At 43.8% G+C, this 24416-nt stretch carries 3 protein-coding genes; all 3 read left to right on the top strand.

Annotation, left to right across the window (positions count from 1 at the left end; all coding sequences use genetic code 11):
* Window positions 1–15 precede the first annotated feature (15 nt).
* The 3 genes from AC3B6G_RS02805 (at window position 16) to AC3B6G_RS02795 (ending at window position 24415) form a co-directional block, all read left to right on the top strand.
* A complete protein-coding gene (locus AC3B6G_RS02805; protein WP_489848915.1) occupies window positions 16–22674 on the top strand; it encodes a DUF5776 domain-containing protein in 22659 nt (7552 codons plus the stop codon).
* A gap of 98 nt (window positions 22675–22772) precedes the next feature.
* Window positions 22773–24002 carry an MFS transporter gene (locus tag AC3B6G_RS02800; RefSeq protein WP_489849559.1) on the top strand — a complete coding sequence of 410 codons (1230 nt, stop codon included), beginning with the start codon at window positions 22773–22775 and terminating at the stop codon, window positions 24000–24002.
* On the top strand, window positions 24002–24415 hold the full coding sequence (locus AC3B6G_RS02795; protein ID WP_489848914.1) for a hypothetical protein: 414 nt from the start codon (window positions 24002–24004) through the stop codon (window positions 24413–24415). Before AC3B6G_RS02800 ends, AC3B6G_RS02795 begins: the two co-directional genes overlap by 1 nt.
* Window position 24416 lies beyond the last annotated feature (1 nt).

The raw sequence follows: 24416 nt of genomic DNA, 5'->3' as shown, positions 1-24416 counted from the left end.
TGGGGAGTTGTTTTTATGCAATATAATAAATTCCAATATCGTAAAGTAAGAGATAAGAAGTTTATGAAGAAGGTTAAGAAACAATGGGTAATTGTTTCAATGGCCTTTTTCGGAGCATTAGGTGTTGGGGGTTACTTCAGTGCTAAAACTGGAGTTAATGCCGATACAACTAATAGTGATTTAAACACTAGTAAAGATAGTGGTTCGACGACCGCAAACGAAAGTGCTTCTACACCAGAAGCAACAACAAGTGCTACTAGTGTGACCAAAGCAACGACTAGTTCAGTTAATGCTAATAGTGCTGACCAAGCCGTAAGTGTCCAAGGTAGTTATGCAACTACTGAACAATCAACTGAGAGTGCAGTTGAGAGTGGTTCAAAGACTAACGATAGCTCTAGTGCAGTTCAAAGCAGTACCTCAACTGATACTAATAACAGTTCAAATACAACAAGTTCAAGTGTTAAAGCTGTTGAAAGTGCTTCTGTAAATTCAGATAGTTCAAGCAGTAACAATGTAGAAAGTAGTTCTGTTGATTCAAGTAGTACCTCTTCAACACCGGTTGCTTCAGTTGAAAGTAATGTTTCCAGTAATAGCGTTGAATCTAATGCAAACACTGATTCTTTGATTAGTGCTGTTTTTGATGCGGAATCAAATAATTCCAATAATAGTGTAAATGTGAACTCAAACACATCCGCTACTAATTCCAACAATAGTGCTGTTGAAAACAGTAATGGAAGTAACTCATCCAATGCACTTCCATCAATGACTAGTGATGAATTAAATCAATTATACGCAAACAATAACATTACCCAAAGTGACGTTAATATTGAACTTAAATCAGGTAGTGCAAGTTCATTGTACGATAATTTAATTCAACGGATGCAAGTAACGTTGCGTGATGGGACTGATAATCAAAATAACCAAGTAGTAACTGGTAGTAATTCTGCTACTACAACTCTTTCTTCTCTTCAAGCATCATCTGAAGCTATTTCATCTGCTGCTTCTAGCATGGCAACAAATATTGCTTCAATGGCTGCTTACGTTAGTTCAGCATACATTCGAACTGAACGCTACCAAGGAGCATCAATGACTTCTGATGCTCTTGGTGAATCAGACCATAGTAATGCTGTTGGTGGAACTGATAAGGCTAATAACTTATGGGCATATTACCAAGCTACTAGTAAGGAATATGTTAAATATAGTTTAGCTTATAATGATGTTGTTACGGCTTCAGCTTATGCCAATGCTGCGGTTCAAAGTGCAGAAAGTAATTCTAATAATTCTTCTGTGATGGCATCATTAGCTACTTTTATGAGTAATCAAACTTCAACTACAAATTCTGCAACTTCTGTTGCAACTACAGCAAGTTCAGCCGCTTCAAGTATGACTTCAGCTACTGGTAGTTTGTATAGTAGTTTGCAAGGTGCAGCAGGATATACTTCTGGTGGATCCTGGGATCCTAATGCAGCTGATTCTACCGCAAATGTAACTACGATTGCTGATTTCCAAGCTGCAATGAATGATTCTAGGGTTCGCTATATTAATGTTGATGCTGATATTCAAGATACTACTGGTGGAACTGAGAGTTTTAGTGCGCCTCGTTCAATTACCATTAATGGTTTAAGCGACGGTGGTCAAAAACATCAAATTGACTTTACTAGTACTTTCTATGCTATGCAGGATACTAATGTTATTGATACTGGAAAGAAAGATAGTAATGGTAATGAGATTTATACTCCCAAGGATACTGTTACTTTCCAAAATTTAAATCTTAAAGGGAATAATGCTTCCGGAATTTTAGGAAATGTTACTGGTTCTACTAATAACACCTATCGTTTGAATTTAAATCTTGATAATATTAACTTTAATGGTCAAACCTTTACATCTGACTGGAACGGTGGAACTGTTGGAATTGATTTCGGTAGTATTCACTCCACTGATGATAATGTTATAGGAAGCACTATTATTATGAATAATCAAGACTATTCTGGTGGTAAACAAAATGGTGGTACCAGTGATGGTTTTGATATTAATAAAGCTAACTTTTTGGATGGAGTTAACTATAATCAACAAATTTCTGGTGGGAATGCCATTACTTTACTTGGTACAACTAGTAATGATGTAACGATTGGTAAGAATGCGATTGTAAACATCCAAGTTGCTAATGGTAATGGTGGTAACGAATCTGTTAACAGAACTACTAATGGTGCGATTGTTGCTGGTAATACTAGTGGTGTTGCTCCAATGACCGTTACTGTTAGGGGTGGGGGTCAATTAAACATTACTCCTACTACCCCAGCTCCAGGTGCTAATAGTGCCACTAATTTACCTGTTGCCATTGCATTTAGTACTGGTGGTACTTTAAATGTTGATACTGGTGCTTCAATAAATATTAATGTTGATGCTCATAATATGGGGATTGCGGCTATTCCTGTTTTAGACTTAAATGATAATTACACAATTGGTGGGAATCAACAACAGGAAACTGCAGCTGTTAATGTTGATAAATATGGTTCAATTAATGTTAATGCTAAAAACATGGGAACCCAAACTGGGACTTTAGTAAGTACCGGGGCTATTAATATCGGGTCTAAAAAAGATGATTCCATTAATGGTACTTTAAGTATTGTTTCTGATGGTACAGTTTCTGGTTTAACCTTACTTAAAGCCGGTGGTACTGTGAATGTTTATGACCCACAACTATTGTTACTTGATGGTAGTCAAGGAAATACAATCTTTAACGGTACCGGTATTAACGGGGAATTAGTTAACGCTACCAATGCTGCTTCTGGAGATACTTATAATGGTACTGATGGATTTACAACTCCAAAGGCTACTTATAATCTTACCCAAGCTCAATTAAATGCTACTCATTATCTTAAGTTATCTCATATTGATGACTTAGACCTAGATAACATTAAGTATGATCCAAATAGTCAAGTTATTTCTGGTTATGCAACACCAAATGCCCACATTGCATTTGTTGATAATACTAATAATCAAAATAAGTTCATTACTGATGGTAATGCGACCGACTCTGATAATACAGCTTTTGATCAGGCATCTGGGGATACTTCAGAAGATAAGAATGGTAAGGTTTATGAAGTTGTTGCTGATGCCAATGGTAATTGGTCCTATAAATTACCAGAAGCAATTCCAGCTAATGACATGAACTTCTTAGTTATTGCAAGATTAAGAACTGCTAAAAGTGTTAAGGAAGTTGCTCGTTACGTAGCTCCTTATTACCAAGGTTTACAAGACCAAAATGACGGACAAAATAATCAATCTGATGATACTAATAACACATCATATAGTTATGATCGTGGTGATGGTACAACAATTACTACATCTGTTAAAGATGATTATGAATCTGGTAAGCAATTCCAAGCTGGATTCAATCAAGGTCAAGATGACACGACCTTTGATAATTCTATCTATGCTAAGACATCTAACTTTGTTCAATCATACATCAATGGTTATAAATTAGGATTCAAGAACCAACCAGCTGGACAAGCTGATACAGCTGCTACAAAGGCTAATGCTGATGATAGTTACATTCATTCTGTTGCATCCAGTGCTGCTACTGAAAGTGGTAGTATTGCTGCTAGTGTAACTTCAGCCTCTTCCGCTAGTGCATCTATTAATACTGATAAAACAGTAATTGATTCATTTGCAAGCTCATATCCTAAGGACTCCATAATTGCTAATGCATCCAGTACTGCTTCTTCGGCAGCTTCAGTTGCTTCTGCAGAATACAGTGTTGCTACAAGTAATTCAGCTTCTGCTTCATCTGAACAAGCAGCTATGGATAAGAATCAAGCATCTGCCGATGCTTTATTAACTAGCATTTCAGCTGCTAATAGTAATGCTGCTGTTTATGCTTCTTTGGCAACGTCATATGCTCAAGCATCTAATGCTACTAGTGCCGCTAGTGCAAGAGCCCAAGCTGCTTTGCAAGCAAGTACTGCGGCAAGTAACGCTTCTGATGTTGATAGTTATGCTCAAAATGTAAAAGCTGAATCCAGTGCATTTAGTACTTATTCAGCAGCTGTTTCAAGTGCAAGTACTGCAATTCAAAATGCCCAAAGCGAAGTTAATGCTGCTCAACGTTCCGTATATTCAGCTGGAGTGTCAAATGCCAACACTAGTGCTTCTGCACAAACTAGTGGTTTCTCAGATATGACTAAGAGTGCAAATTCAGCTAACAATGAAGTTAATAGTATTGCTAGTCTATATCCAAGTAATTCTTCAATCGCAAGTGCTAAGGCATCTGCAAACTCTGAATACGTTGTTGCAAGCAATGCCATTTCTGATGGAAGTAAAGCTGCTGCCGACGCTAAGTCACTCAATGATAATATGAGTTCTGCTGCAAGTAGTGCTTCTGTTGCTAATTTTTCAGCTTCAACACTTGCGTCATCAATTAGTGCTGAAATTGTTCCATTAAACTCAGCATACAATTCAGCTAATGCGATTATTAATGAACAATCGCTTGCTGCTTCATCTGCTAATAATGTTATTGCAACAGAAACTTCGGTTGCCAACTCTGCAAGTGCTGATGGTTCATTAGATTCAGCTGCTAAATCATCATATGCGAACTCAACATCAGCTGCAATTTCTGCTGCTGCATTGATTAGCAATACTGCTAAAACACAAATTGCCGCAGCCTCTGCAACTGCAACAAGTGCAACTAATGCTATTACTAAAATCAATAATGATAATAGTGCTGCTGTAATTACTGCTAACAAAGCTGCGTCCGATGCATCAACTGCTTTAAGCAATGATTATTCATCTGCTTCATCATATGCTAAACAAGTTGCTGATGATAGTGCAACTGCTTCAAAAGCAATTATTAATGAAATTAGCTATGCCAGTGATGCAAGTTCTGAAGCTACAAGCAGTGAAAATAGTACGGCTGGTTCTGCCAGTTCAACTGCCAGTTCCGCTGCTTCAAAGGCTGCTTCCGCAGCTAGTGGAAATAGTTCTGATTCTAGTAACGCCGCTAGTGCATCATCCAAAGCTGCTGATGATTCCAAAGCTGCTAGTGATGCTGCTATTTCAGCTGAATCTGCTAATAAGGCTGCTAGTGATGCAGCTAGTTCAGCAAATTCAATTGCATCTGCTGCAAGTAAGTATGCTTCAGATAATCCAACTGATTCTAATGCTAAGAGTGCTGCTGATGCCGCTTCCGATGCAGCTAGTTCAGCAAATGCTGCTAGTAAGGCTGCTAGTGATGCTGCAAGTATAGCTAGTGCTCAAAGTTCTTCTGCTAACGCTGCTTCTACTGCTGCTAATACAGAAAGTTCCGCTGCTAGTTCCGCTGCCAGTCGTGCTTCAAATGATGCAATTATTGCATCCAGTGCTTCTGCTGATGCAAGTAATGCTGCTAAGAGTGGTAATCACAGTGATGCAAGTAAAGCTGCAAGTTTAGCTAGTTCTGCAGCTTCTGATGCTAGCGATGCTTTAAGTTCCGCAAGTTCCGCCGCAAGTAAAGCTGCTTCTGATGCTAGCGATGCAAGTAAAGCTGCATCATCTGCTAATTCCGCTAACAGTGATGCAAGTAAAGCTGCAACATCTGCTAATTCCGCTAATAGCACCGCAAGTTCCGCTTCCACTGCTGGTAATGCCGGCGGAAAAGCTTCCGAAGCTTCCAGTGCCGCTTCCAGTGCCAATAGTGATGCTTCATCCGCTGCTAATTCCGCTGCAGGTGCCAAGACAGATTCAGACAATGCTGCAAAAGCTTCCTCTGTGGCCAGTTCTGCTTCGACTGCTGGATCAAACTCAATTGCAAACTCAATCAATCCTGATTCTGCTTCAATGAGTAGTATGGCTAGTGCTAATCCTTCCAATGCAGTTGTAAAGAGTGCTTCTGAAGATGTTGCAAGTGCTTCAAGTGTTGCAAGTAAGGCCGCTACTGATGCAACTAGTGCTTCTGCTGATGCTCATTCTGCAAGCTCTGCAGCTTCAAGTGCTGCCGCTGCTGCGACAAGTGCTGCAACTGATGCTTCAAATGAAGCTTCCGCGGCATCATCATATGCTTCAGCAGCTAGTGAAGCTGCTAAGAGTGGTAGTGCTGCTGCTGCTAAAACTGCTGATGATAGTGCTAAAGCTGCTGCTGCAAAAGCATCTGCTGATAGTAGCACTGCTGCTAAGGAAAGCCAAGCTGCATCAACTGCTGTTATTTCAGCTAACTCAGCTTCTGCCCGTGCTCAAAGTGACAGCGATGTTATTTCAAGTGCTGCAAGATCCGCAAGTTATGCGACTAGCATTGCTTCTGACAATGTTGTAACTAGCTCCGCTGCTTCTGCAATTCCAAGTGATGCCAGTTCAGCTAACAGTACTGCTTCCTCTGCTGCCAGTTCAGCTAAAGCAGCTGATAGTACTGCTAGTGACGCAAGTAAAAATGCATCTTCAGCTAAGAGCGCTGCCGATGATGCTAGTGCCGCCGCTTCTGATGACCCAGATAATTCTGATGCATCTAAGGCTGCCAGTGAAGCATCCTCTGCTGCTAATGATGCTAGTTCTCAAGCAAGTATCGCTAGTTCTCAAGCAAGTATAGCAAACAATGCCGCAAGCAATGCTTCCAATGATGCTTCCAAGGCAGCGAGTGCTGCAAGTAAAGCTTCTGAAGATAACTCAATTGCATCCAGTGCTTCCTCTGCTGCTAAGTCCGCCATTGCAAGTAATGATAGTACTGCTGCCGATAGTGCATCAAAGGCTGCTTCTGATGCCGCTGCTGATGCTAAATCCGCATCTAGTGATGCTAGTTCAGCAAACAGTGCCGCTAGTGATGAAAGTAAGGCTGCCAGTTCAGCAAACTCTGCTGCTAGTGCTGCCAGTGCTTCTGCCAGTGCGGCAAATAGTACTGCCTCCAGTGCTAATTCTGCCGCAAGTAAAGCTGCTAATGGTGCAAATTCAGGAAAGGCTTCAGCTGCCTCAAGTGCTGCTGATAGTTCAAACATTATTGCATCATCTGCTGCAACAGCTGCAAATAACAATGCTACTGATGCCTCTAAGCAAGCTTCAATTGCTAACTCTGCTGCTGGTCAAACCGTTATTGATAGTAGCAGTGTTGATTCTGCCAGTTCTGAAGTTAATAGCTTAAACAGTAACAATAGTAGTAATCCAGTCGTAACGAGTGCTTCTAGTGCTATTAACTCTGATGAAGCCGTAACTAGTTCTGCTTCATCTGATGCGTCAATTGCTAACTCAGATGCACAAAGTGCTAAGGATGCTGCCGCATCTGCTGCTAAGTCCGCTACTGATGCAAGTACCGCTGCTTCCAATGCTGCTTCTGAAGCCGATAGTTATGCTAAGAAGGCTGCTAGTGATAGCAATGCTAAATCAGATGCAGCAGATGCATCTGCTGCTAGTTCTGCTGCTGCTAAGGCTGCCAGTGCTGCTTCAGATGCTGCTTCAGCATCTAATGCTGCAAACTCCGCTGCTCAAGCTGCAACTTCTGCTGCTCAACGTGCTAATAAGGATCAATCAGTTGCATCTAGTGCTGCTAACGATGCTTCTACTGCTGCCAGTGCTGCTTCCGCTGCTATTTCCAATGGAATTTCTAGTGCTAATAGTCAAACTTCATCCGCAAATAGTGTAGTGCCATCTGCTAGTGATAGTGCAGCTTCTGCTGCCAGTGCCGCAAGTAATGATAACAGTACTGCTAGTGACAGTGCAGCTTCCGCTAAGTCCGCTAGTTCTGCTGCTTCCGCTGCTGCTAGTTCAGCTAATGCTGCTGCATCTAATGCCGCAAGTATTGCTTCTGACAATCCAACGAATTCTAAGATTGCTAGTGATGCTAAATCAGCTGCTAGTGCTGCTTCAGCTGCCAACAGTGCATCTAGTGTAGCCAGTGAATCTTCCAAACAAGCATCCAGTGCTGCTAGTGCTGCCTCCAGTGCTAATGCAATTGCATCTAGTGCTGCTAACGATGCTAATAGTGCTTCTGCTGATGCTAGTTCAGCCTCAGCTGCTGAATCTTCAGCTGCCAAGGCTAACAATAGTTCCGCTGCATCAAGCGCTGCTAGTGCTGCATCAAGCGCTGCTGATCGAATTAAGTCTGACGCTTCTAATGCTAAGAGTGCTGCCTCTGATGCTTCCAAAGCTTCTGCCGATGCATCTAATGCTGCCTCAACTGCTAGTTCTGCTGCTTCTACTGCATCTAGTGCTGCATCGACTGCCAGTTCTGCAACTAGTGATGCTAGTGCTAATTCAAGTGCTCAACCTGCTCCTACTTCCAGTCAAGCTTCATCCGAAGCTAAATCTGGTAATAGTGCCGCATCGAGTGCTTCATCTGCTGCTTCCAGTGATGCTTCTAAGGCAAACACTGATGCCAGTGCTACTGGTGCGAATACATCAAATGCTGATAAGTATGCTTCAAGTGCAAGCATTGCCAACAGCGGTGCCAGTGATTCGGATAGTCAAACCAACTCAGACAGTACTGCCATGAGTAGTATGGCTTCTAACTTCCCCGGTAATTCAGTGGTAACTAGTGCCAATACTCGAGTATCATCTGATAATTCAATTGCTAACTCAGCAGCAAGTGTTGCATCTTCTGCCAATGCCATTGCATCTGCTGCTAAACAAAGTGCTGATAATGCTTCTGCTGATGCTAGTCAACAAGATTCAATCGTAAATTCTGCTAACTCCGCTGCTAACTCTGCCAGTGCTGCTGCTTCAACTGCTTATGCTGGTGGTAAGACTTCAGAAGGTAACAGTTATGCACGTGCTGCTTCAATGGCTGCTAAGTCAGCTAATTCCGCTGCTAGTGCTGCTGCTAATGATTCTGAAGTTGCTAGTTCAGCTGTTAACGCCGCTTCTTCTGCTGCTAATTCTGCTGAATCTGCTTCTACAGTTGCCTCTAGTGCAGCTAAGGACGCTAATGATACTTACAGCTTTGCATCCAGTGAAAACAGTGCTAATAGTTCTGCAGCTAGTGCGGCTGGTAGCCATGCTGCCGATGCTTCTGGTAAGTCATCCGCAACTAGTTCAAACGCTAGTTCTGCTGATTCTCATGCTTCTGGAGCTTCATCTGATGCCTCTAAGGCTTCCAGTGCTGCTAGTGCCGCAAGTTCCGCTGCATCCAATGCTGCATCCAATGCTTCTCAAGCATCATCCACTGCTAGTTCTGCAGGAAGCAAGTATCCTAATGCTTCATCTGCAATGAGTTCTGCTGCTTCTACAGCAAGTTCTGCTGCTAGTCAAGCAAGTTCTGCTGCTAGTCAAGCAAGTTCAGATGCTTCGAAGGCTAGCGATGCTTCGAAGGCTGCTAGTGCTGCATCTAGTGCTGCAAATTCTGCAAGTACTGCCGCAAGTTCCGCTGCATCAATTGCAAGTTCTGCTGCTAGTGCCGCATCCAGTGCTGCTGCTAAGGGTGATAGTTCCGCTGCTTCATCTGCTGCAAGCATTGCCTCATCAGCTGATTCAATTGCATCTAATGATTCCAGTGCTGCTGCCAGTGCTCGTTCCGCTGCCAGTTCTGCATCAAGTGATGCTAGTTCTGCCGCCAGTGCTGCTTCTGATGCTGCCTCCACTGCTAGTTCTGCTGCATCGATTGCCAGTTCTGCCAACAGTGCTGCTCAATCCTCAGCAGGTAGCTTAGATCCATCTGATACCTCCGCTAACTCTGGTCGGGCATCAAATGCCGCTTCTGATGCTGCTAATAATGCTGCTAGTGCTGATAGTTATGACAGCATTGCCTCAATTGCTTCTGCTAGTGCTTCTGCATCCAAGTCTGGAGCAGATGCTTCATCTAACGTTGTAAGTTCAGCTAGTGCTGCTGTTTCTAGTGCTGCTAAGAATCTTCCAAGTAATTCAGCTGTTCAAAGTGATAGTGCTACGATTTCAAGTGCAACTTCAATCGTAAATTCAGCTACTTCTGATGCTTCGATTGCTTCTAACGACGCCAGTTCTGCTAAGAGTGCTGCTGATGCTGCTAAGAGTGCTGCTGATAGTGCTAATAGTACCGCTTCAACTGCTAATGCTGCTGCTAAAAGTGCTGCTGCTGCCGCAAATGATAGTTCTGCTGATGCTGCTACTAAGTCTAAGGCTTTGAGTTCATTAAGTAGTGCTGCCTCAGCTGCCGCTTCTGCCGATTCAATTGCATCATCTGCTGCATCCACTGCATCTAACGCTGCTGCTTCTGCTCAATCGGCTTCTGATCGTGCTGCTAACGATTCCAAGATTGCTAGTTCCGCTGCTAAGGTTGCTTCCGATGCTGCTGCTAATGCTGCTTCTGCAGGTAGTGCAACTAGTTCTGCTAATAGTGCCAACAGCGACGCAAGTTCTGCTGCCAGTGATGCTAAATCTACTGCTTCTGGTTTCCCTAACAGTGCTGATAGTGATGCTTCAACTGCATCCAGTGCTGCTTCTGGTGCTAACAGTAACAATGCCATTGCAAGTTCCGCTGCAAGTGAAGCAAACTCAATTGCTAGTTTAGCTTCTGGTAATTCTGCCGTTGCTAGTGATGCTTCTAATGCTAGTTCAGCTGCTACTAAAGCATCTGCTGCTAATAGTGATGCAAGCGAACAAAACTCAAAGGCATCCAGTGCTGCTTCAGCAGCTGACTCTGCTAATAGCGCTGCTAGTGCAACTTCTTCAGCTGCATCAAGTGCTGCTAGTGCTGCTAAGAGTGCTGCTTCTGCAGCCTCAAGTGCTGCTAACAATGGTGACAGTTCTGCCGCTTCATCTGCTGCTTCATTAGCTAGTTCCGCAAGTTCCGCTGCTAAGTCAGCAGCTAGTGCTAACTCTGCTGCCATTCAATCAGCTAAGAGTGCTAGTGATGCTGCCAAGAGTGCTGCCAGTCAAGCAATTATTGATTCTAATGCTGCTTCCAGTGCTGCTGCTGATGCTAAATCAGCCGAAAGTGCTGCTCATGCTGATTCAGTAAATAGTGAAGCTAGTTCAGCTAGTTCTGCTGCTAGTTCCGCCTCTGCTGATGCTTCTAAGGCTGCAAACGGTGATGGTTCAGATGCAAGTAACGCACGTAGTCACGCTTCAAGTGCCAATAGTGCTTCAGCTTCAGCTGATTCTGATGCTAGTTCAGCTAGTTCCGCTGCCAGTGCTGCAAGCAAAGCCGCTGATGACGCTAACTCAACTGCTTCTAACAACCCAGCTAACTCCGCTGCTAAGAGTGCTGCTAGTGCTGCATCCAGTGCTGCTAGTGCTGCCAACAGTGCCAATAGTGCTGCTCAAAGTAACAGTGCTAAAGCAAGTTCCGCTGCTAGTCGAGCTGATTCTGATTCTGCCAAGGCAAATTCCGCTGCTAGTCAGGCTAACAATGATAGCACTATTGCATCCAGTGCTTCTGCAGCTGCCTCATCTGCCGCTAAGAGCGGTGATAATTCAACTGCTTCTAAGGAAGCAAGTATTGCTAGTTCTGCTGCCAGTGATGCTTCTTCTGCTGCCAGCACTGCTTCTTCAGCTAATACTGATGGTAGTTCCGCTGCTAGTGAAGCAAGTTCTGCAGCTAGCGATACTAGTGCCAACAATAGTGCCGCATCCAGTGCCAATAGTGCTGCTAGCTCCGCTAACTCCGCTGCTTCATCAGCCGCTAATAGTGGTAAAGCTTCTGCTGCCGGTAGCGATGCTAGTTCTGCTAATAGCGATAATTCCGCAGCTAGTGGTGCTGCTAAAGCAGCTGATAACAATGCTAATGATGCTTCTTTGAAGTCTAGCCAAGCTAGTGCTGCTTCCGCTGCTGCTTCTAATGATAATAAGTCAATTGCTTCAGCTAGTTCTGAAGTGAATAGCTTAAATAGTAACAATAGTGGGAACTCAGTTGTATCGAGTGCATCCAGTGCAATTAATTCTGATAGTGCAATTGCTAGTTCAGCCTCCAATGATGCTACAAGTGCATCTAGTGACGCTAACTCTGCTAAGAGTGCTGCTGATTCTGCTGCCAATGCAGCCAATTCAGCAAGTACTGCCGCAAGTGAAGCTGCCAGTTCTGCTAACAGTTATGCATCTGCTGCCAGCAAGGCTGCCAGTGATGGAAATGGTTCTGCTGCTGATTCCGATGCTGCAAGAGCTTCTGATCAAGCTTCAATTGCTCACAGTGCTGCCAGCAAGGCTGCTGATGAATCTAACGCTGCCAACTCTGCTGCCCAGAAGGCAACTAGTGCTGCAACTCGGGCTGCTAGTGATAATTCAGTAGCCTCATCCGTAGCCAGTGATGCTTCAAACGCTGCTTCTGCTGCTAAGTCAGCAATTGCAAGTGGTATTTCAAGTGCCAACAGTGCAACTTCATCTGCTAATAGTGTTGTTCCTGATGCTAGTTCCGCTGCTTCATCTGCTGCTAGTGGTGCTAACAATAGTAGTAGTGAAGCTAACAGCAATTCATCTGCTGCAAGTAAAGATGCTAGTGAAGCTAGTGCCAATGCTTCTAATGCAAGAAGTGCTGCTCAAAATGCATCAATCATTGCTTCTCAAAATTCAAATAATTCTTCAATTGCTAGTGACGCAAGTAAAGCTGCTTCAGCTGCTAGTGCCGCATCTAGTGCCGCTAGTGATGCAAGTAGTGCATCTAAGGATGCTTCCCAAGCATCCAGTGCTGCATCTAGTGCTAATTCAATTGCATCCAGTGCCAATGCAGATGCTAAATCTGCTGCTTCTGATGCTAGTTCTGCTTCCGCTGCTGAAAGTTCAGCTGCCAATGCTAACAATAGTTCTGCTGCATCCAGTGCTGCGAGTGCTGCATCTAGTGCTGCTGCTCGGATCAAGTCAGATGCATCTAACGCATCTAGTGCTTCTGCAGATGCTTCCAATGCTGCTGCTTCTGGTTCCGCTGCTGAATCTAAAGCCGCTGCTGCTAACAATACTGCTAGTTCCGCTGCTTCCGATGCCAGTTCTGCTAATAGTGCTGCTAGTGCTCAATCAAGTGCAATCAGTTCTGCAACTTCTAGTGCAAATTCATCCGATGCTAAATCTGGTAACAGTGCTGCATCAAGTGCATCCAATACTGCATCCAGTGCGGCCGCTCAAACTAACCCAATTGCTAGTCAAACAGGTACTGATGCTTCCAATGCAGATAGTTATGCTAAGCAAGCTAGTGAAGCCAACAGTGGAGCTCAAGATTCTAAGAGCTTAGCTAGTGGTTATAACGGTTCTATTAATAGTTTGGCTTCTAACTACCCAAGCAATGCCGTTATCTCTAACGCTGCTACTAAGATCAGTTCTGACAATTCCGTTGCCAGTTCAGCTGCTAGTGACGCTTCAACCGCTAACTCAATTGCTCAAAGTGCTAAGAGTGCTGCTGATTCAGCTTCTAACGATGCTAGTGCTCAAGATTCTGTTGTTAACTCTGCTAACTCTGCTGCTTCGATTGCTAATTCTGACGCTTCATCTGCGTACGCTGCTGGTAAATTCTCAGATGGTGATAGTTATGCTCGTACTGCAAACAATGCTGCCAGTGATGCTAGTTCTGCTGCTACCCAAGCTAAGACTGATGGTGCCAATGCCAGTGCTGCGGTAATCAATGCATCGAGTGCTGAAGTAGTTGCTAGTTCAGCTTCTGTAGTTGCTTCCAACGCTGCTAAAGATGCTAAGACTACCTTTGACAATGCATCGAGTGCTGCGAATGCAGCATCTAATGCTGCTAGTGGTGCTGCCAGTGATGCATCTAAGGCTGCTAGTGCTGCTTCATCTGCTTCAGCTAATGCTAGTTCGGCAAATAAAGATAACAGCAATGCTGCTAATAGTTCAGCTGCTGCTAATGGTTCATCTAGTGAAGCTTCTAGTGCTAACAGTGCCGCAAGCAAAGCTAACGATGATGCTTCATCTGCAGCTTCCATTGCTAGTTCAGCTGCTAAGACTCATCCAGGGGTAGATCCATTGAGTTCAGATGCTTCGACTGCATCTAGTGCTGCTTCAACAGCATCCAGTGCAAATAACGATGCAAGTAAACAAAACTCAATTGCATCTAGTGCAGCTTCTGCAGCCTCTGCTGCAGCAAGTAAAGCAAATTCAATTAACAGCACTGCTAGCTCTGCAGCCTCCGCTGCTAAGAGTGATGCTTCCGCTGCATCCAGTGCTGCTGCTGCTGGTGATAATTCTGGTGCTTCCGCTGCTAGTTCTGCTGCTAAATCAGCTGCTTCAATTGCAAGTGATGCATCTAATGCTGCTTCAAGTGCTCGTTCAGATGCTGATAACGGATCTAGCATTGCTAGTTCTGCTGCCAGTGCTGCAAGTAATGATGCTTCAATTGCTAGTTCTGCTAGAAATGATGCTTCTAAAGCTGCTAGTGATGCTCAATCAAAAGCTGCTAAGATCGATAATTCAACGAATGCTTCAATGAATTCTGGTCGTGCTTCTAATGCTGCTAGTGATGCTAATGATCAAGCTAATAGTGCTGCCAAATATGATAGTATCGCATCTGTTGCTTCTGATGGTGCTAGTCAATCCACTTCACAAGCTAACAGTGCTTCAAATGTCGTAAGCTCTGCTTCTTCTGCTGCTAAGTCAATTGCTTCTAATAATCCAAGTAACTCAGCAATTAGCAGTGATGCTGCAGTAATTTCCAGTGCTGCTTCCGTGGTTTCATCCGCTACTTCCGATGCTAATATTGCATCTCAACAAGCTAGTGCTGCTAAATCCAGTGCTGATGTTGCTAAGAGTACTGCTTCTGCTGCTGCATCCAATGCTGCTGCCGCAGATTCAACCGTTAATAGTTTAATCAATGTTAACCCTTACGACTCTAGTGCCGTTGATAGTGCAACTAATTCAGCTGCTTCTGCTGATAGTATTGCTTCTCAAGCTGCTAATAATGCATCTAGTGCTGCTTCTGACGCTCAATCTGCATCAGTTCGTGCATCTAGTGATGCTGCAATTGCTAGTTCAGCTGCTTCAATTGCTTCACGGGCTGCTCAAAATGCTTCCGATGCAAGTGGAGCAACCAACAGTGCTAAGTCTGCTGCTAGTGATGCTTCCAATGCTTCTAATGCTGCTGGTTCAGCATCTGCTACTGCTGGTAAGATTTCTAACAATGCTGATAAGGATGCTTCCGTTGCTTCCAGTGCTGCTTCAGATGCTAATAGTAGTAATTCAATCGCACAATCAATTGCTAACTCTGCAAATGCGATTGCTAGTCAAAACCCAGCTAACAGTGTTGTGTCATCAGCTGTAAGTTCAATTACTTCCGCTGCTTCTGACGCTGCTTCAGCTTCTAATGATGCGCAATCACAAAGAAATGCTGCAACCAGTGCTGCTAGTGCTGCTGATTCTGCAACCAGTGCTGCTAATGCTGATGCAAGTACTGCTGCTTCTGCTCGTAATGCTGCATCAAGTGCTGCGATTGCTGCTAGTTCTGCAGCTAACGCAGGTGACCTTGCCGGGGTTTCAAGTGCCAACAGTATTGCCAGTGCTGCTGCTGCAGTTGCTTCTAATGCTGATAAAGATGCTTCTGCTCAATCAACAAATGCATCCAGTGCTTCTAGTGTTGCTCAATCTGCTGCTACTCAAGCTAAAGTTGATTCTTCAATCGCTAGTTCCGCTGCCGCTGCTGAATCTGCAAACATCATAATTTCCAGTTCTGCTGCTAGTTCCGCTGCATCAACCACCAGTGCTGCTCAATCAACTGCTAGTTCTGCTAACAGTCAAAGTGCTTCAGCTGGTAGTTCATCTGCTGCTGCTCAATCTGCTGCTAGTGGTGCTAACAACAGTACTTCTGCTGCTGGATCCAGTGCTTCTGAAGCTTCCAATAATGCTTCTAGCGCTGCTTCTGCAGCATCCGAAGCCGCTTCGATTGCTTCGAACCATCCAAATGATGCTGATATCAAGAGTGATGCTTCCAAGGCTGCTAGTGCTGCCTCTGATGCAAGCAATGATGCTTCAATTGCTGGCTCTGCTAATAATGATGCTTCAAATGACAATAGTGCTGCCAAGAGTGCAAGCTCTGCTGCCGCTAGTGCTTCAATTGCTGCTAGTTCAGCAGCATCAAATGCTAACTCACTTGCTAGTCGGGCTTCTAGTGAAGCTGCTCAAGGACATGCCTCTGCTGCTAATGACTTCTCAAGTCAAGCTTCCAGTGCTGCTGCGGCTGCTTCTGCTGCTAACAATTCTGCTAACTCTGCTAAGAGTTCTGCAGAATCAGCAAGTATTGCGGCTTCTAAGGCTGCTTCCATTGCTAGTTCCGCTGATAGTGCTGCTCAAAATGCTAACAGCATTGCTTCCGATACTAACGATTCCGCAACTTCGAAGGCTGCTAAGGATGCCTCTAATGCTAGTGGTGAAAGTGGTCGAGCATCTAATGCTGCGAATGCTGCAACCAGTATTGCAAATGATGCTGACAAGTCTGCTAGTGCTGCTTCAGCTCATGCTGCCAGTGCTTCAACTGCAACCTCCGGTACTGATGACTCATCTAACCAAGCTTCACAAGCAAACAGTGCCGCTAAGTCAATTGCAAGCCAAAACCCATCCAATTCAGTAATCAGTTCTGATGCTGCTAAGGTTAGTTCTGCTAATGCCGTTGCTAGTTCAGCCGCTAGTGATGCAAGTATTGCAAACTCCGCTGCTGCCAGTGCAAAATCTGCTGCTAGTTCCGCTGCTATTAGTGCTGATAACGCAGTTAAGAGTGCTCAAGTCGCTTCAACCGCTGCCTCTACTGCTGCTAAGAACAATGATCCAGCTGCTGCCGCTAGTGCTGCTGATTCAGCTAATTCAGCAGTTAAGAGTGCTCAAGCTGCTTCAACTGCTGCTTCGATTGCTAATCAATCCGCTGCTTCAGCTGAATCACGTGCTGAATCGGATTCTGCTGCTGCTAAAGCTGCTGCTTCAGTTGCTTCAGATGCCGTTAAGTCAGCTAATGCTGCTAGTGCTGCCGCTTCTGGTGCTAAGAGTGCTAGTGCCGCTGCTTCTGGTGCTAACGATAATGCTTCTGCTGCTGAAAGTGCTGCTAAGGTGGCTTCCTCTGAAAGTGCTCAAGCTAGTTCCGCCAATGTTTCTGCTAACTCATCTAGTAGCTTAGCTTCAAGTGAAACTAGTGTGGTAACTTCTATTGCTACGCTTAACTCCAGCAACGCTATCATCCAAAGTGCAGCTTCGAGAGCTAATAGCGACTCCAATGTTGCTAGTTCAGCTGCTTCAGATGCTGCTACTGCTAGCTCAGCTGCTGATGCTGCTAACTCTACTGCTCAAAGTGCTAAGGATGATGCTAAATCTGCTGCTAGTGCTGCCAATGCTGCCGCTAGTGCCGCTGCCAGTGCTGCCAATAATGGTGATCAAAGTGCTGCTTCTAAAGCAACTGCTAGCGCTCAATCTGCTAGTGCTGCCGCAAGTACAGCTACTAGTATCGCTGAAAGTGCTGCATCTGCTGCTAAGTCAGATCATGCTCGTGCTAACAACGATTCAACGGTTGCCAGTTCTGCTGCTGCCGATGTGAAGAGTGCTCAAAATGATGCTAAGAGTGAAGCCAGTTCTGTAGCTTCTACTAATAGTGCTGCATCAAGTGCTGCTTCTGCTGCATCGAGTGCTGCTAATGGGGCAAGTTCTGCTAACTCAGCTGCTAACTCCATGAACAGTGGCGCAAAGAACAATGCTTCTGGTGCAAGTAATAATGCTGATAATGCTTCTAGTGCTAACAATGCTGCCGCTTCTGCAAATAGCATTGCTTCAAACATGAACAGTCTTATCAACAGTAATGCTCAAACTCATCCTACTGATTCTGCAATTGCAAGTGATGCTTCAACTGCATCATCTGCAAGTGCCGTTGCTAGTTCCGCTGCTAGTGATGCTAAATCTGCTAATGATAGTGCATCAACGGCTGCTAAGTCCGCTGCATCTGCAGCTGCTTCAGCTAGTGCAGCTAGTTCAAATGCTGCTAGTGAAGCATCCAATGCCGCAAAGGCTTCCTCTGCTGCATCAAGTGCTGCCGATGCTGGTAATAATAGTGCTGCTAGTTCATACGAATCAGCTGCTAAGTCTGCTGCCAGTGCTGCTAGTGATGCTTCTAATTCTGCATCAAGTGCTCAAAATGCTGCTAGTCAAGCAAGTTCCGCTGCATCAAATGCTGAAAGTATTGCTAGTTCTGCCGCTTCTAAGGCAGAAAGTGCTGCTTCTGTAGCATCGAATGCTGCTGATGATGCTCAATCTCATGCTAATGATGATAGTGCTAATGCTTCTATCTCAAGTAATAGAGCATCGAATGCTGCCAGTGCTGCTAGTGCTGCAGCTAAGAATGCGGATAGTGACGCTAATGATGCATCTAAGTATGCTAGTGATGCTAGTTCTGCTACTAGTGGTGCTAACATTTCAAGTAGTACTGCTTCAGCTAACAACAGTGCTGCGCAATCAATGGCTAACAACAACCCAACTGATTCAATTATCAGTTCTGCTGCTGGCGTTGTAAGCTCTGCTAACTCAGTTGCAAGTGAGGCTACTAATGATGCTCATTCTGCAAACAATGCTGCTCAAAATGCTAAGTCAATTGCTTCAGCTTATGCATCTAGTGCTAATGCTGCAAATAATGCTGCCCAAAGTGCTAGTTCTGCTGCTTCCGCTGCTGCTAAAGCTCAAAATCCTCAAGCAGCTAAGAGTGCGGCTGATGCTGCTCATGCTGCTGCTCAATCTGCTGCTAGTGAAGAAAGTGCTGCTCATTCAGCTGCTGATTCCGCTAGTGTTGCTGATTCAAAGGCACGTGCTGATTCAATCATTGCTAGTTCTGCTGCCAGTGCTGCTGCTAGTGCCGAATCCGTAGCATCTGCTGCTAGTTCTGCTGATGCTAACAGAAGTAAGGCTAGTTCTGCTGCTAGTGGTGCTTCAAGTGCAACTTCTAATGCCTCATCTGCTGCTAGTGAAGCTTCTTCAAATGATAGTGCTGCAAGTATTGCATCTTCAGGTGCAAATAGTTCAAATAGTCAAGCATCTAAGGCTGCCTCCGCTGCTAAGAGTATTGCTAATAATACTAATAACAGTGCCGCAAAGAGTGCTGCTTCTAAGGCTGCTAGCGAAGCCTCAATTGCAAGCAACGCTTCATCCGCTGCTTCAACTGCTTCCTCTACTGCATCTTCCGCTAACAGTAAAGCCCAACATGATAAGTCAATCGCTAGTTCCGCTGCTAATGCCGCTTCTGATGCTGCATCGATTGCTAGTTCTGCTGCCGCTAATGGTGATAGTAGCACTGCTTCAAGTGCTGCCTCACGAGCAAGTTCCGCTGAGTCTGCAGCATCTGCAGCAACTTCTGATGCTTCATCCGCTGCTTCAACTGCTTCTGCAGCTAACAGTACTGCAAGTTCTGCATCATCAACTGCTAAGAGTGCTGCTAGTGCTGCTTCAAGTGATGCTAGTGCTGCCTCCAATGCTTCTGATGCAGCTAATAATGGTAGCCGTGCTAATAGCACTGCAACTAGTGCTTCCGCTAACATGGCTAATATCAGTAGTGATGCAAGCATTGCTTCATCAAATGATGCTAAGGCAGGTTCTGATTCTAGTGCAATTACTCCAATTGCTAGTTCAGCTAACAACGATGCTTCAACTGTTAATTCGTTGGTATCCGCAAATCCTAAGAATAGTACCATGAGTTCTGCTGCTAAGACGATCAGTTCTGCTATGAACGTAATAAGCAGTGCAGCTAGTGATGCCACTATTGCTAAGAGTGCTGCTTCTGCTGCTGATAGTAGTGCTCAAGCTGCTAAGAGTAACGCTGCGATTGCAAGTGCTGCATTGAATAGTGATAACGCGATTGCAAGTTCAGCTGCTGCAGCTGGTAATAGTTCTCTTGCTAATAGTGCAGCTAATGATGCTGATAACCAAGCCGCTATTATCAATGCTCAATCAACGGCTGCAAGTGCTGCTCGTGCTGCAACTACTTCTGCTGAATCCAGAGCTGCTTCTGATGAAGCTGCTGCTAAGGCTGCATCAATCGTAATTGCAAATGCTTCTTCTGCTGCATCAAATGCTTCTGCTGCTAACAATGATTCTAATGCTGCATCCAGTGCAGCTAGTGGTGCTGCAAGTGCTGCTTCTAACATTAATAGCGATGCTTCTGCTGCATCTCGTGCTGCTGCTTCTGCAAGTGCCGCAACTTCAGGTGCAAACCAATCAAACAGTACTGCTTCATCTGATGCAAGCCAAGCTGATTCAATGGCTTCTAAGTACCCAGCCAATAACATCATTAATTCAGCTGCTTCGATGGCTGATAGTGCTGCTTCTACTGCTAATTCAGCAACAAATGATGCTGATTCAGCTAACAGCAACGCTCAAAGTCAAAAGAGTACTGCAAGTGCTGCCGTAATCATTGCATCTAGTGCTGCTGCTGCAGCTCAAAGTGATAACAGTATTGCTTCAAGTGCAGCAATTGCTGGAAATGGTTCATTAGCATCCAGTGCCGCCAGTGCTGCTAGTGCTGCTCAAAGTACTGCTAAGAGTGCTTCAACCGCTGCTTCTAATGCTGCATCGGCTGCTAAGAGTGATGCTAGTCGTGCTGCTAATGATTCTTCAATCGCTAGATCAGCTGCTAGATCAGCTGCAATTGCTAGTTCGACAGCTAGTGATGCCGCTGGTGCTAATGATAATGCTAGTGCTACTGATAGTGATAACAGTGCAGCTTCAACCGCTGCTTCTGGAGCAACTACCAATGCAGATGATGCAAGTAAAGCTGCCTCAATTGCTAGTTCCGCAACTTCTGGTGCTAATAGTTCAAACAGCAAGGCCAACTCAGCTGCTAGTCAAGCTAACTCCATTGCATCACAATATCCTCAAAACACTGTAATCAGTTCTGCTGATTCCGATGCTAAGAGTGATGCTGCAATTGCAAGTTCTGCAACTAGTGCTGCTGATAATGCTAACAGTCAAGCTCAAAGTGCTAAGACTACTGCAACTAGTGCTGCTAGTGTTGCGAATAGTGCCGCTAAAGAGGCTTCTATCGCTGATAGCATTGCCATTAGTGCTGCTGACAAGGGTGATAGTCGAGCTGCTAAAAATGCTGCTGATAGTGCTAGAAGCGCTGCTTCAATTGCTAATAGTGCTTCAGTTGTTGCATCTAGCGCTGCTTCGATTGCTGAAAGTGATGCAAGTCGAGCTGACAATGATTCAACCATTGCAAGTAAAGCTGCTTCTGCTGCAGTAATTGCTGGTTCAACTGCTGCTAGTGCCGCTAGTGTTCAATCTAGTGTTGCTTCTAATGCAAATAATGCTAGTTCTGAAGCAAGCAGTGCTGCAAGTATCGCTAGCGCTAATGCCTTTTCTGCTAATACTTATCATGCTGCCATTACTTCAGCTTCTGGTAACTTGAGTTCAGCGGTTAGTCAAGCTAATGCAAACGCTTCAGCTGCCAACAGTTTTGCAAATGATGTTAATAGTATTGCTGCAAAGGATAGTAACTCTGCAATCAAGAGTGCTCAAGTAATTGCATCAAGTGCAACTAGTGTTGCTAAGTCAGCTGCTAGCGTTGCTCAAAGTGCAAGTTCTGCTGCTAATGTTGATAGTATTGCTGCTAGTGTTGCTACCAGTGCTGCTGAATCTCATAACAGTATTGCTACTAGTGCTGCTAGTGTTGTAAATAGCGCTGCCAAAGCAGCTGCTAGTGCTGCTAATGCTGGTAATACCAGTGCTGCTGCTTCTTACAATGCAATTGCTAGTTCTGAAGCAATTATTGCTAACAGTGCTGCTAGTGATGCTAAGACTGATTACGCTCGGGCAAATAGTGCTAACGTTGCCTTCAATTCCGAAGCTTCAATTGCTGCCAGTGCTGCTAGTGTTGCTAATAGTCGATACAGCATTGCTGCTAGTGCCGACTCAACTGCTAAGTCCATTGCTAGTTCTGATGCTTATGTTCCTTATGTACCTTCAAATAACAACAATAGCTCAGCTGCTTCAAATGCTGCTAATAATGGAGCCGAAGACTTCATTAATGGTAAGCCAAACGAAGACAGTAGTAATCCAACTTACAACAGTGCTTATAACGCTGCTAAGAACGGTTACGATGATGAATTAGCTGGTAAGGCAACCAATAGTACTGATCCTAACTATCAACTTGGAGTTAAGAATGCTAACGATTATCTCACAGGTGCTAGAAATGCTGGTCAAGACCAAGGTCGAGATGCTGCATTAGATTCTAACCACTCATATAACCAAGGTTATGCTGATGCCCGTGAAGGTGTTGAATATGCTCATCCACAAGCCGGAGCTGTAAATAGCTTGAAAGGTAAAAGCGTTGGCTATCAAATTGGTTATATTGATGGATTTAACCGGAAGTTGAAGAAGAGTCCACTTTATATCTACTTGAAGAATAAGGAAGCATTCCTACACGATTCATCCTTCTTTACTGTTGATGGTAGAAGGGTTAAATTGGATGCTCGGAAACGTTTCGATGCTTACGAATTTAAGGTTCTTAAAGTTGAAAAGGATAAGAACGGAATGGTTCGTTATCTTGTTGAAAGCAAGTTCTTCGACAATGGTAATGGTCAAACTCGTGGTTACATTACCACTAATCCTGCTTACGTTGGAAATGCTTATTATCAAAAGGGTGATAGTTCTGCTAAGGCCGTTAAGGTTATTAACCGTGGTGGACTTCTAGTTCACAACAGTTCAATCTTTGGCGCTTCTGGAATTCGTCATTTGAGAAGAGGAACCAAAGTTAACGTTCAAAAGATCGTTAAGGTTAACGGCATTACTCGTTTCTACATTGGAAACGGTCAGTATATAACTGCCAACAAGAAGTACGTTAAATACATTAATGAATAACTAAGTTAATAATTTAACGCAAAAGAAACCTCATCAAGGATGGGGTTTCTTTTTTGTGTGCTATAATGAAAAATATATTGTTTTTGAAAGGATGACCGATATTGGCGCAAGATAGTTGGCGAAAAACACTTTGGATCCTTTGGTTCGGAACATTTATTGACGGAATTGGTTTTAGTGAAGTAATTCCATTCCTATCTTTATATGTCAGTGAACTTGGCCATTATAGTCGTGGTGAACTATCAATTTTAAGTGGAATTGTTTATTCTGCATCATTTTTGGTTGTTGCAATCACTGCTCCTTTTTGGGGTCGGTTTGCTGACCGTCATGGTCGAAAAAGAATGGTCCTTCAAACATCATTGGGATCAGCAATCACGATTGGGCTCATGGGGTTAGTATCGAATGCGTGGCAGTTAATTTTATTGCGAACATTACAAGGTTTCTTTGCGGGAGTAATTCCCAATTCAACTGCTTTGGTTGCTACAGAAACGCCTAAAGAGCATGAGGGTTATGCAATGGGTGTCATTACAACTGGCTATATTGGTGGAAATTTAATTGGTCCGATTTTAGGTGGTTTTCTTGCTCAAATCTTTACGATTCGAATCACGTTTTTGATTACGGGTGTCTTGTTATTATCATCATTTTTCTTAACATTATTCTTCGTTCACGAACACTATCACAATCCCAATCCAAATAAAACGGCAATGTTTGATTGGCATTTATTGAAGGGTTTTCCTAACAAAACATTTACGCGTTGGTTATTAGGTTCAACGATTATTGTCCAAATGGGATTATATTCAATTTATCCAATTATTAGTTTGTTAGTTAAAGAATTAATGCATAATCGAGGACCAATTACCGTTGTGGCGGGAATTATTTCTTCTTTGCCAGGAATCTCGATGTTCATGACCTCATCGTTTTGGGGCCGAATGGGTGATTTAAAAGGAACTAATAAAATCCTTTTATTTGGTTTATTTGCTTCAGCAATCTTATACTTCCCGCAAGCTTTAACGACTAGTATTATAATTCTGGGTATTTTAAGGTTTCTAGTCGGAGCATCCAATGCAGCGATATATCCTACAATTCAGACGTTGTTAGCTAAGAATACGCCCGCCAATTTAACGGGGATGGCATTTAGTTTGAACCAATCGGCTCAAGCGTTCGGAGCAGTCATTGGTGCGATAATTGGTGGATTTATTTCAAATCTATTTGATTATAGTGGGGTTTTTATTTTCAATGCAATCGTGTTAGCATTGAACTTGTTATTAATTGTATGGAAGGTTCCTTCATTACGTTGGAACAGCCATGAAACGAATGAGGAGGACTTGTAATGCCCAAGAAAAATAAATGGATCGTTGAAGTTCCAGATAGTGGAATTAACGATGATACTTTAGCTCAATATGCTAAAGATGTTGATAAAAAAGAGTTATATAAATTACTTTACCAAAGTCAATATAAGGCTGAAAATCAAGGCTTGTATATTGCAAAATATGATTCCTTCCATCCGGATAGTGAAACTTTTGATGCTGAAGAACCTTATGATACCTTTTTAGATAAGGATATTAATGTGTTCCTTGATAATTTTGACCACCATCGTGAAGAAGCTCAAAAGCATTTTCACCAGGAAATGACGGTGGGCTATTTGATTGAATACTACATTAGTTTACTTCACCGTCGTTTTGAAAATCATCAGGATGATAATTCATTAGTATTGGTAAATGGGTACGAAAAAGAAATTGATTAAA

The organism is Nicoliella sp. ESL1149, from assembly GCF_058107265.1.
Note: the sequence above shows the minus strand (reverse complement) of the source record. Positions and strands in the feature narration are given on the sequence as shown.